The organism is Allomesorhizobium aridi (assembly GCF_043769475.1).
Lineage (GTDB): Bacteria > Pseudomonadota > Alphaproteobacteria > Rhizobiales > Rhizobiaceae > Allomesorhizobium.
In genome coordinates, this window is sequence record NZ_CP171729.1 from 1189239 (window position 1) to 1202374 (window position 13136).

Genomic DNA, 13136 nt, shown 5'->3' on the forward strand with positions numbered 1-13136 from the left:
TCTGGAGGCTTTCCGATGACGCAACACACCCGCATCGACAATGCGCGCACGATCCGCGCCGCGACCGGAACCGAGCTTTCGGCCAAGAGCTGGCTGACCGAAGCGCCGCTCAGGATGCTGATGAACAATCTCGACCCCAACGTCGCCGAACGACCGGGCGAACTTGTGGTCTATGGCGGCATCGGCCGGGCGGCGCGCGACTGGGAGAGCTTCGACCGTATCGTCGGCGCGCTGAGAAAGCTGGAGAATGACGAGACGCTGCTGGTGCAGTCGGGCAAGCCGGTCGGCGTGTTCAAGACGCACGCCGATGCGCCGCGCGTGCTTTTGGCGAACTCCAACCTCGTGCCGCATTGGGCCAATTGGGACCATTTCAACGCGCTCGATAAAAAAGGCCTGATGATGTACGGCCAGATGACGGCCGGCTCCTGGATCTATATCGGCAGCCAGGGCATCGTTCAGGGTACCTACGAAACCTTCGTCGAACTCGGCCGGCAGCACTACAATGGCGATCTTTCCGGCCGCTGGATTCTGACCGCCGGCCTCGGCGGCATGGGCGGCGCGCAGCCGTTGGCCGCGACCATGGCAGGCGCCTCATGCCTCGCGGTCGAATGCCAGCCGAGCCGCATCGAGATGCGGCTGAAGACCGGTTACGTCGACGTGCAGGCCAAGGACCTTGATGACGCGCTGGCGATCATCGACAAGGCTTGCAAGGAAAAGAAGGCGATTTCCGTCGCGCTGCTTGGCAACGCGGCCGACATTTTCCCCGAACTGGTAAAGCGCGGCGTGCGCCCCGATGCGGTGACCGACCAGACCTCCGCGCACGATCCGGTCAACGGCTATCTGCCGAAAGGCTGGACGGTCGCCGAATGGGAAGAGAAGCGGGAGCGCGACCCGAAGGCGGTGGAAAAGGCCGCGAAAGCCTCGATGGCCGAGCACGTGCGGGCGATGCTCGACTTCCACAAAATGGGCGTTCCGACCGTCGATTACGGCAACAACATCAGGCAGATGGCACTGGAAGAAGGTGTCGATAACGCCTTCGATTTTCCGGGCTTCGTGCCGGCCTATATCCGCCCGCTGTTCTGCCGCGGGATCGGCCCGTTCCGCTGGGCGGCGCTGTCAGGCGATCCCGAGGATATTTTCCGGACCGACGCCAAGGTCAAGGAACTGACGCCCGGCAACAAGCACCTGCACAACTGGCTCGACATGGCGCAGAAGCGCATCCATTTCCAGGGACTGCCGGCACGCATCTGCTGGGTTGGTCTCGGTGATCGCCATCGTCTCGGCCTCGCGTTCAACGAAATGGTGGCGAAGGGCGAACTGAAGGCGCCGGTCGTCATCGGCCGCGATCACCTCGATTCCGGCTCGGTCGCCTCTCCCAACCGCGAGACCGAAGCGATGAAGGACGGTTCGGACGCGGTCTCCGACTGGCCGCTGCTCAACGCGCTGCTCAACTGCGCATCGGGCGCGACCTGGGTTTCGCTGCACCATGGCGGCGGCGTCGGCATGGGATTTTCGCAGCACGCTGGCATGGTCATCGTTGCCGACGGCACGCCCGAGGCAGCAAGGCGCCTGGAGCGCGTTTTGTGGAACGATCCGGCTTCCGGCGTCATGCGCCATGCCGACGCCGGCTACGAAACTGCCATCGAATGCGCCAAAGAAAATGGCCTCAATCTGCCCGGCATTCTCGACTGATGCGCATCATCCGCGCCGCCGATTGCCGCCGCATGCCGTGGAAGAACGGCGGCGGCGAGACCGTCGAGATTGCCATCTCGCCCGAAGGCGCGGGCATCGACGATTTCGACTGGCGGTTATCGATGGCCCGCGTAGAGACAGACGGTCCGTTTTCGCTGTTTGCGGGCGTCGACCGGGCGCTGGCCGTGTTGGAGGGCGAGGGTATTCTCCTGAATGTCGAGGGCCATAATCCCTTCGAACTGACCCGCAGCACGGCCCCTTCGTCATTCCCGGCCGATGTGCCGACAAGCGCGGCGCTGATCGCCGGCCCGATTACGGATCTGAACATGATGACGCGGCGCGGCAAGGCTGCTCACTCGGTGACCCGCATGACTGTAGATACGGCGTACAAGCTGCCGTCGAAAGCGCAAGAGCTGCTGCTGTTTTGCCAATCCGGTACGGTTCGTGTCGGAGCCGACGCGGCCTTGCTGCTAGAACCCCACGACACGCTGCATGCATGCGACTTTCCCGAAGTCCTGCACCTTCGAGCAGACGGCCCGGCCGACCTCTTCCTGATCGAGATCATGGCCGCCGCATAGCCGGCCGACTGCCTGCGCCTGGCGTCGCAAAATCGTGTAAATGCCGTGCGAACCACGAAAATGCCGGATTTTCTCGGTCCTGAATAACCGCTCGCCGCCGCCTGGAATTGGCGCAAGACAGGTGGTGTTTTTTGGTATATCGCGTGCCGCAAGCGCATTCGTCGCCTGCAACCAATGGTCACTCAAAGCTTTTGGCGCAGTAGCGGCGGTTCCCTTGCGATTCGTTGTGTGTTGAACGGACATAGGCCGTAATGGATATTCAGACCGACAAAGCCCGGAAGCAGAAGGCAGACGCCCGCTTCCCGGCCGCGGCCGAACAACCAATACGATCCCACTACCTTCAGGAGGACAGGCTCAGGGCGCTGGGCGAAAGCCTGGCCAGGAACGAAATCCAGAGCTTTTACGGCTTGGAGCCGTTCGATTTCCAGAAGCGCAACCGCGAGAACGCCAGCAAGATCCTGGAAGTCTACCGCTCAACCAACGCCGCGCAGGCGAGGGGCGAGCCGATAACGCCCGCGGCGCAATGGCTTCTCGACAACAACTACCTCGTCGAAGAGACGATCTTTCAGATCAAGCGCGATCTGCCGGCGCGCTTCTATCGAGAATTGCCGACGATAAAGCAGGCCGATGGCAGGGCTGTTCCCCGGGCTCTGGCGCTGGCGTGGATCTACGTCGCGCATTCCGACAGCACCGTCTCGTCCCAGATGTTCAAGGCCGTCGTCGACGGCTATCAGGGTGTCGAGCCGTTCCGCATCGGCGAATTGTGGGCGCTGCCGTCGCTTTTGCGCTTTGTCCTGATCGAGAATCTGCGCCGCATCGCGGTGCGGGTGAAGCGGGCGCGCGAGATGCGGCAGATCGCCAACGAGGTGGCGGACCGCGTTCTGGCGTCCAGCGAGGACGACGAACGAAGGGCGATCCTGGCCGACTACACCGTCCATGCCGGTGATACGACTTTCGCCACCCAGCTTCTCTACCGGCTGCGCGACGGATCGCAGAATGCAGGTAAGGCGCTGGTCTGGCTGGAGGGCGAGCTCGAGAAATCCGGCACCGACGCCGAAGAAATCATCATGGCCGAGCATCACACGCTGTCCAGCGGCAACGTGACGACCGGCAACATCATTCGCGGCCTGCGGCTGATCAACGACATCGACTGGTCGGTGTGGTTCGAGACGGTCAGCCGCGTCGACGAGCTGCTGCGCGATCGCACCAGCTACGCGCTGCTCGATTTTCCTTCACGCGACCAATACCGCACCGCGATCGAAGATCTGGCGCGCCGCGCCAACCTCAGCGAATACCACGTCGCCGAGCGCGCGACCGAAATGGCCGGTTGTGCTCCGGCAACGGACAGCGAAGCAGGAACTGCCGACGAAACCGATGTCGGATTTTTCCTGGTCGGCGAGCGGCGGCCGGAACTGGAAAAGGCGATAGGCTACCGCCGCGGCATCGCCACCCGCGTCAAGCGTGCCTTCCGCAAGACGGACTGGGCGGGCATCGTGGTTCCGGTATTCGCGCTGACCGTCCTGCTCCTGGCGTTGACCGGCAGCGCGCTTGCGAGCCTCGGCCTTTCCGCGGTTTCGATCTCGCTGATGCTGGTCCTGTTCGCGGTGCCCGCGAGCGAAGGTGCGCTCGCCTTTTTCAACACCATCGTGCTTCAGTTCCTGAAGCCGACGCGGCTGATCGGCTATGAATACAAGGATGGTGTTCCCGTCGAGGCGCGCACGCTCGTCGTGGTGCCGTCGCTGATCGGCTCGCGCGACGACGTCGAGGAAAACATCCGCACGCTCGAGATCCATCATCTGGCGAACATGTCGGGTGAACTGCACTTCGCGCTTCTGTCCGACTGGCCCGACAGCGACACGGAGCAGACGCCGGTCGATCTCGAAATTCTCGAACATGCGCGCGCCCAGATCGCGCAGCTCAACGCCCGCTACCCGTCGGGCATCGCAGGTCCGCGCTTCTATCTGCTCCACCGCCGGCGCCTCTACAACGACGCGCAGAAATGCTGGATGGGCTGGGAGCGCAAGCGCGGCAAGCTGCATGAGCTCAACCTGCTTCTGCGCGGCGACAGCGACACCACCTTCCTGCCGCCCGATGCGCCGCTGCCGGAAGGCGTCGTCCACGTCATGACGCTCGACGCCGACACCAAGATGACCCGCGATGCGGTGACGCGGCTCGTGGGCAAGCTCTGCCATCCGCTCAACCGCCCCGAATTCGACCCGGCGACGCGCCGCATCGCCCGCGGCTATGCGATCCTGCAGCCCCGCGTGACGCCGTCCCTGACGACCGGCGACGAGGCCTCCTTCTTCCAGCGCGTCTTTTCGGCCAACCGGGGCCTCGACCCGTACGTGTTCGCGGTTTCGGACCTCTATCAGGACGTGTTCGGCGACGGCTCCTTCACCGGCAAGGGCCTCTACCACATCGACGCCCTGGAAACGGCTCTCAAGGGGCGCATTCCGGAAAACACGGTTCTCAGCCACGACCTCCTGGAAGGGGCGCTGACGCGCTCCGCGCTGGTCACCGACGTGGAGGTCGTCGAGGATTATCCGACCCGCTATTCGGTCGATGCGTCGCGCCAGCACCGCTGGGCCAGGGGCGACTGGCAGTTGCTCGGCTATATCCTCGATCCGACGTCCGGCGTGCCGGCGCTGTCGCGCTGGAAGATGGTCGACAATCTGCGCCGCTCGCTGACGCCGATATTCTGGGTGCTTGCGGCGATCGCCGGCTGGACCCTGCTGCCGTTCACCCAGGCCGCGCAATGGCAGGCCTTGCTGATCCTAACTCTTTTCATGGCGCCGACCTTCGAGATCATCGATGCGATCCTGCCGAAAAGCCGCGAGGCTACTGCGCGCGGCCATTTCAATGCGCTGTTCCGCGATGTGGCCTTCGGCACGGCGATGGTGGCGCTCAAGATCGTGCTGATGGCCCATTCCGCGTGGATGATGGCCGACGCAATCGCGCGCACGCTCTACCGGCTGTTCGTCAGCCGCCAAAACCTGCTCGAATGGCGCACCGCCTCCCAGGTGCAAAAGACCAACGGAAACCGCCTGGCCTCCTACTACCGGCTGATGTGGGGCGCGATCGTCATCGCCTTTGTCGGCCTGGCGGTCCCGGTGGCCGCGGATTCGACGGGCGCATTCGTCGCGTTCTTCTTCGCCATTTTCTGGGCCGGATCGCCGGCCTTTGCGTGGCTGATCAGCCGCTCGGCCGAAACCGAGGACCGGCTGCGCATCACGCAGCGCGATGTCGAGCGTCTGCGCGTCTTCGCGCGGCGCACATGGGCCTATTTCGAGACCTATGTCACGCCGCATCACAACATGCTGCCGCCCGATAATTTCCAGGAAACGCCGGTTCAGATCGTGGCCCAGCGCACCTCGCCGACGAATGTCGGGGTTTACCTGCTGTCCGTGGTTTCGGCGCGCGATTTCGGCTGGATCGGCCTTGCGGATGCGATCGGCCGCATCGAGGCCACGATGACGACCATAGAGCGCATGGAGCGGTTCCGCGGTCACCTCTACAACTGGTACGACACGGCGACGCTGAGGCCGCTTTATCCGCTCTACGTCTCCAGCGTCGACAGCGGCAATCTGGCGGGACATCTGCTGGCGGTCGCCGCCGCCTGCGCCGAATGGGCCGAAGCGCCGTCGGTGCATCTGCAGGGCGAGTTCGAAGGACTGCTCGACTGCGTCTCGATCCTCGAGCAGAGCCTCGACGAGCTGCCGGACGACCGGCGTCAGCTGCGGCCGTTGCGCCAGCGCCTGCGTGACCGCATCGAAGGCATGCGCCGCGCCGTCGACACGATCAAGCAGCAGCCCGAGATGGCCTCGATCCGGACGATCAACCTGGCGGTTCTGGCCAGCGAGATCCGCAAGCTCGCAAGCGCCATCCATGCAGAGGTCGGCTCCGGGCGCAGCGAAGTGCTGCCGGAGTGGGCCTCCAAGCTTCAGGCAACCTGCGAAGCCCATGTCAATGACGCCCACAGCGACGAGGGCGCCGTCGAGGCGTTGCGGACGAGCCTGCTCGCCTTGCGCGAGCGGACGCGCAAATTCGCCTTCGAGATGGATTTTTCGTTCCTGCTGCGGCGTGAGCGCAAGCTGCTGTCCATCGGCTATCGGGTCGAGGAGCACCAGCTCGACGAGAGCTGCTACGACCTGCTCGCCTCCGAAGCGCGGCTGACCAGCCTGTTCGCCATCGCCAAGGGCGACATCCCGACCGAACACTGGTTCCGGCTCGGCCGCCCGATCGTCGAGATCGGCTTCCGCGGCGCGCTGATGTCCTGGTCGGGCTCGATGTTCGAGTACCTGATGCCGCCGCTGGTGATGAAGGAGCCGCAGGGTGGCATCCTCAACCAGACCAGCAAGCTGGTGATCAAGCGGCAGATCCAGTACGGCCGATCCAAGGGCATTCCGTGGGGAATTTCCGAAGCCGCCTACAATGGCCGCGACCGGGAGATGACCTACCAGTACACCAACTTCGGCGTGCCGGGCCTCGGCCTGAAGCGTGGGCTGGCGCAGAACACGGTGGTCGCGCCCTATGCCACGGTGCTGGCGGCGCAGTTCATGCCTCACGAGGCGGTGGAAAATCTAGAACGCATGAGGGGGATCGGCGCGCTCGGCCGCTACGGCTTCTAAGATGCGATCGACTTCACGCCGCAACGCGTGCCGGAGGGCAAGACCCATGCAGTCGTGTTCAACTACATGGCCCACCATCAGGGCATGTCGATCGTGTCGGTCGCGAACGCCATTTTCGAAGGGCGCATGCGCGACCGGTTCCACAGCGATCCGGTGATTGAGGCGGCGGAGCTGCTGCTGCAGGAAAAAGCGCCGCGCGACATTCCCGTGGCGATCGTCAGGACCGAGGCGGCCGAGCGGGGCAGGATCGAGGAGACCGAGCCCAGCGCCGACACCAGGCTGGTGCTGCAGCCGGAATCCGCGCTGCGGTCGACCAACCTCATGTCCAACGGGCGCTATTCGGTGATGGTGACTGCCACCGGCTCGGGCTACAGCCGCTGGAACGATCTGGCGGTCACAAGGTGGCAGCCCGATCCGACCGAGGATCGGCTTGGAACCTACCTTTTCCTTCGCGACACCCAAACCGGGGATTGGTGGTCGGCGACGACCGAGCCCAAGCGGGCGCCGGGCGAGCACGCGCAGACCCTCTTCAGCGACGACAAGGCGAGTTTCGTCAAGACCGTCGGCACGTTGCGCTCCGAGGTCGAGGTCATCGTCGTTTCCGAAGGCCATGGCGAAGGCCGCCGCCTGACGCTCTGGAACGACGGGGAAACCGACCGCTTCATCGAGGTGACTTCGTTTGCCGAACTCGCGTTGGCCCTGGAAGCGTCCGATCGCGCCCATCCCGCATTCTCGAAGATGTTCGTGGAAACGGAGATCTGGCCGGGCAACAGCACGATCTTCGCGCAGCGCCGCAAGCGGGAATCCGGAGAGCCGGACATCGCGGCCGCGCATTTCGTCACCGATATATCGAGTTCGACCCGAGATACCGAGGCCGAGACGGACCGCCGCGCCTTCATCGGGCGCGGCAGGACCATCGCTGACCCCGCCGCGTTCGACCCGGGCGCGAAGCTCGGCGGCAATTCCGGCTTCGTGCTCGATCCGGTCATGGCGCTGCGCCGCCGCGTCCGCGTGCCGGCCAACCAGAAGGTGCAACTGACCTTCTGGACGGTTGTGGGCGCCGACCGCGAGGAGGTGGAGGAGACCTTCAACCGGCTCGACCACGCCGAAAGCTTTTCGCGCCAGGCAATGCTGTCGTGGACACGTTCACAGGTGCAGACGCGCCATGTCGGCATGTCCTTGGCCGACGCCGCCAACGGCCAGAAGCTGGCGCGTTATCTGCTCTATCCGGATCCCTTCATGCGCATTCCGGGCGAGATGATCGGCTCCGGAATGGGCCGGCAGTCGGCCCTTTGGCCGATGGCGATTTCGGGCGATTTCCCGATCTTCGCCGTCAGGATCGGCAATGTCGCCGACCTCGAGATCGTCGCGCAGGCGCTGCGGTTCCAGGAATATCTGCGGGCTCGCGGCCTGTTTGCCGATCTCGTGGTCGTCAACGAGCAGGTGTCGTCCTACGTGCAGGACCTGCAGCAGGCCATTGAAAGGCTTTGCGAAAACAGCCGGCTGCGCGGCAAGGAACTCGGCCCGCGGCAGCACATTTTCGCGGTTCGCCGGGATTTGATGGACGAGGTTTCCTACAGGACGCTGCTGGCCGCGGCGCGCATTGCCGTCCACACCAGGAACGGCACCATTTTCGACCAGATCGAGCGCGCGGAAGCGGCGGCGCTGCAGCTTCGGGACGCGCTGAGGGAGGTCTCGGCGGACACGGCTGCGAGAGCGGTCGAGGAAACGGCTGCGCTGCCCGCCGTTCGCGAGGATCAGGCCGCTGACGGCAGCGGCCTGCTGTCGTGGAACGGCTTTGGCGGCTTCGACCGCGATGGGCGTGACTATGTCGTTCGCCTGACCGGCCGCCGCACGACGCCGCAGCCCTGGATCAATGTCATCTCCAACCCGTCGTTCGGCTTTCACACTTCCGCCGAGGGCGCGTCCTTCACCTGGAGCCGCAACAGTCGCGATTTCCAGCTCACGCCGTGGTCGAACGACCCGGTCAGCAATCGTCCGGGCGAGGCGCTCTATATCGTCGATCTCGCGAGCGGCGAGGCCTTCTCGCCCTTCGCGGCGGTGCTGCGCGATCCGGCCGTGACCTACGAGGCGCGCCACGGGCAGGGGGTCAGCACCTTCAGCGCCGCGCGGGGGGCGATTGCGATGGAAGTCGCGCAACTGGTCGATCCCGATGACCCGGTGAAGGTTTCCCGGCTGCGCATCCGCAACTCGGCTTCCGCCCCCGCCCGGCTTCGGGTCTATGGCTATGCCGAATGGGTGCTCGGCAGCAATCGCGCCGGATCGGCCCCAACGATCGTGCCGTCCGTCGACCCCTCCACCGGGGCGCTCCTGGCGCAGAACTCGTTCAGCCTCGACTTTGGCGACCGCGTCGCATTCATGGCGAGCGACAGTGAAAGCCAGTCGGTTACCGCCGACCGCCACGAATTCATCGGCGGCGGTTCGGTCGACGCTCCGGATGCGGTCATCCAGGGGACGGCGCTGAGCGGCCGGGTCGAGCCCGGCTTCGATCCGTGCGCCGCGATTGCCCGCGATGTAGAGGTTCCGGCGGAAGGCGAGGTCTCGCTTCTGTGGCTGATGGGCGATGCGTCGTCGTCCGAGGAAGCCAGCGCCTTGGTCGTGCGCCATCGCGCAAAGGATTTCGACGAACGGCTTCGCGAGAACGAACGCACCTGGCGTGGTTTCCTCGACACGCTGCAGGTCGAGACGCCGGACAAGACGCTCGACGCGGTGGTCAATCACTGGCTGCCCTACCAGAGCCTTGCCTGCCGCATCCGCGCGCGCTCCGCATTCTACCAGGCGAGCGGTGCGTTCGGTTTCCGCGATCAGCTCCAGGACACGCTGGCGCTGCTGCTGCATGACCCGTCGCTGGCGCGCGACCAGATCCTGAACGCTTCCAGGCGGCAGTTTCCGGAAGGAGATGTCCAGCATTGGTGGCTGCCGCGCACGGGAGCCGGCGTGCGCACCATGATTTCGGACGACGTGGTGTGGCTTGCTTCCGCCACTGCCCGCTACGTCCACGTCACCGGCGACGCCTCGATACTCGACGAGCGGACGCATTTCATCAGCGGAGTTCCGCTGGAGGAGGGCCAGCACGACGCGTTCTTCACGCCTGAAATCTCCGAGGAAACGGCTACGGTCTACGAGCATTGCGCACGCGCTCTCGACCTTGCGGTAAAGCGCACCGGCGCCAGCGGGATCCCCCTTATCCTCGGCGGCGACTGGAACGACGGCATGAACCGCGTCGGCGAGGGCGGCAAGGGCGAAAGCGTATGGCTCGGCTGGTTCCTGCTCAGGACGCTCGGCGAATTCGCGCTCGTGGCCCGCAGCCGCAAGGATGTGAAAAGGGCGCAGAACTGGGAGAAGCATGCGTCCTCGCTGAAGCGTGCGCTGGAGACGGCCGGCTGGGACGGCGAATGGTACCGCCGCGGCAGCTACGACGACGGGACGCCGCTTGGATCGCGCAAATCCGACGAATGCCAGATCGATTCCATCGCGCAGTCGTGGAGCGTGCTGTCCGGCGAAGGCGATCCCGTCCGCTCGCGCACCGCCATGGATGCGGCCACGCGCCGCCTCGTCGACGACGAATTGCAGATCGTGCGCCTGTTCACGCCGCCCTTCTCGGAGACGGAGAAGGAGCCGGGCTACATAAAGAGCTATCCGCCCGGCGTGCGCGAAAACGGCGGGCAATATACCCATGCGGCGACCTGGTTCGTCATCGCGCTGGCCGAGATGGGGCGCGCCGACGAAGCCTACCGGGTCTTCCGTATGCTCAATCCCGCCAACCACGCGGCCGATGAAGCCGCGGCGGAGCGATACCGCGTCGAGCCCTATGTGGTGGCCGCCGACATCTACTCCGAAGGCGGCAAAGGCGGGCGCGGCGGCTGGACCTGGTACACCGGATCGGCCGGATGGCTGTATCGGGCGGCCGTGGAGGGCATTCTCGGCATCCGCAAGGACGGAAAAAATCTTGTCGTGAATCCGGCCTTGCCGGGACACTGGGATGGCTATTCGGCGACGCTGCGGCTGGCCGGCGCGATCTATCGCATACGCGTGGCGAGGGAGGCCGGGAGGAAGACTCCGGCCGTTGAGATCGACGGTAAAAAGGTCAAAGGACAGGGTTTCCAACTGGCCGGCGAGGGCGAATTCGAGGTGGTGGTCCGCATACCTGCCTGATCGGAGCTCAGGGGTCGGGAGACGGCCGCCGCGCCATCGCCATACTTTTGCCGCACGAACGCCGTTTTTCCTTAAAACTCAAAACCTTAGCAATCACGCCAGATTACCGATCGTAGTTATCTTTTGTTCGAAATCGTGGAACCGGAGCGTTATGTCCGCATTGTCTTGCCGCGCGACAGAAGCTACGAGTCGCAAATTGATGCACTGCACCATTTTCATGACGAGGTAATTGCGTGTCCTTGCTGGAAGTCTATTGGAGAGCGCTCCGGTATCTAGCGGCCGACAAGCAGCGCGTGATCTTCATTTGCGCCGCTAATGTCGTCCTGGCCATAGTCACCATCGCCGAGCCGATTCTGTTCGGCCGGATCATCGACGCCATTTCCGACAAGAGCGAAGTCATTTCCACGCTTGCGCTTTGGGCGGGCCTCGGCGCGTTCAATATCATCGCCTATGTGCTCGTGGCGCGTGGCGCCGACCGGCTGGCGCATGCCCGCCGCGCCGGCGTGCTTTGCGAATCCTTCGAGCGCGTGATCGCCATGCCTCTGTCCTGGCATCACCAGCGCGGCACTTCCAATGCTTTGCACACGCTGCTGCGCGCGGTCGAAACCCTGTTCAGCCTATGGCTGGAGTTCATGCGCCAGCATTTGACGACCGCGGTCGCGCTCATCCTCCTTGTGCCCACCGCGATTTCGCTCGATCTCCGCATGTCGGTCGTCCTGCTGACGCTCGGCGTCCTCTACGTCGCGATCGGCCGGCTTGTCATGCACAAGACCAAGGAAGGCCAGGCGAAGGTCGAGAAACACTATCACGACGTGTTTTCGCACGTCACGGACTCGGTCAGCAACGTGGCGGTCCTGCAGAGCTACAACCGCATTGGCCAGGAAACCGAGGCCCTGAAGAACCATGTGCGCGACTTGATCCAGGTCCAGTACCCGGTGCTGGACTGGTGGGCCCTGGCGAGCGCTATGCATCGGCTGGCCTCCACGATTTCGATGATGGTCGTGCTCTTGATCGGCGCATGGCTGGTTTCGCGCGGCGAATTGCGCATCGGCGACATCGTGGCGTTTACCGGCTTCGCCGCGCTCCTGATCGGCCGCCTGGACCAGGTGTCGGCTTTCGCCAACCAGATTTTCGAAGCCCGCTCCAAGCTGGAGGATTTCTACCGCCTCGAAGATGCGGCCGCTGACCACAAGGAGCCGGCCGGCCTGGGCGAGCTTGAAAACGTCACCGGCCATGTCCGTTTCGAAAATGTAAGCTTCGAGTTCCCCAATTCCGGCCAGGGCGTAAGCGACGTCTCGTTCGACGTCCGCGCCGGGCAGACGGTGGCGATCGTCGGCCCGACCGGCGCCGGCAAGACGACGCTGATCAATCTCCTGCAGCGGGTGCATAACCCGGATTCCGGCCGCATTCTCGTCGACGGCGTCGACACCCGCACGGTGACCCGGAAATCGCTGCGCCAGTCCATCGCGACGGTGTTCCAGGACGCCGGCCTGTTCAACCGCTCCATCGAGGAGAACATCCGTATCGGCCGCGAAAGCGCCCACAACGCCGAGGTCCATGCCGCCGCCCAGGCCGCCGCTGCCCAGGAATTCATCCTGGCCAAGAGCGAAGGCTACGACACCAAGGTCGGTGAGCGCGGCGGCCAGCTTTCGGGCGGCGAGCGCCAGCGCATCGCCATTGCGCGCGCCATCCTCAAGGACGCGCCCATCCTGGTGCTGGACGAGGCAACGAGCGCGCTCGATGTCGAAACTGAATCGCGGGTGAAGGAAGCCATCGACGGTCTCCGCCAGGGCCGCACCACCTTCATTATCGCCCACAGGCTGACGACGGTCCGCGACGCCGATCTGGTCGTATTCATGGATCGGGGCAGGGTGGTCGAGATGGGCGGCTTTGCCGAACTGTCGGCGACCAATGGCCGTTTTGCCGGGCTGCTGCGCGCCGGCGGGCTGTTGACCGACGAGGACGTGCGGCGCCTCAGCCACGTCCCGCTGCAGGGCGAGGCCGCCTGAGCCGCATTGCAGGCGGCCCTGCGGCGATTGCCGCAATTGCCGCCCGAGCCGGG

The 13136-nt window shown here is 64.7% G+C and carries 5 protein-coding genes; all 5 read left to right on the top strand.

Translation table 11 applies throughout. From position 1 onward, the window contains the following. The first annotated feature begins 15 nt into the window (after positions 1–15). The 5 genes from hutU (at position 16) to ACG873_RS07800 (ending at position 13083) form a co-directional block, all read left to right on the top strand. Positions 16–1692 (top strand): urocanate hydratase, encoded by a 1677-nt coding sequence (gene hutU / locus ACG873_RS07780; protein ID WP_394891200.1) that lies wholly within the window; start codon positions 16–18, stop codon positions 1690–1692. After that, the gene (locus ACG873_RS07785) at positions 1692–2270 is read left to right on the top strand and encodes a HutD family protein (protein WP_394891201.1); all 579 of its coding nucleotides are present in this window, start codon (positions 1692–1694) and stop codon (positions 2268–2270) included. Before hutU ends, ACG873_RS07785 begins: the two co-directional genes overlap by 1 nt. A gap of 251 nt (positions 2271–2521) precedes the next feature. Then, positions 2522–6898: a glucoamylase family protein gene (locus tag ACG873_RS07790; protein WP_394891202.1), complete on the top strand. Its 4377-nt coding sequence runs from the start codon at positions 2522–2524 to the stop codon at positions 6896–6898. 345 nt (positions 6899–7243) lie between these two features. After that, positions 7244–11074: a GH36-type glycosyl hydrolase domain-containing protein gene (locus ACG873_RS07795; RefSeq protein ID WP_417568627.1), complete on the top strand. Its 3831-nt coding sequence runs from the start codon at positions 7244–7246 to the stop codon at positions 11072–11074. A 233-nt stretch (positions 11075–11307) separates the two neighbouring features. Then, positions 11308–13083, top strand: coding sequence for a glucan ABC transporter ATP-binding protein/ permease (locus ACG873_RS07800; RefSeq protein WP_394891204.1), 1776 nt, complete (start codon positions 11308–11310; stop codon positions 13081–13083). The last annotated feature ends 53 nt before the right edge of the window (positions 13084–13136 follow it).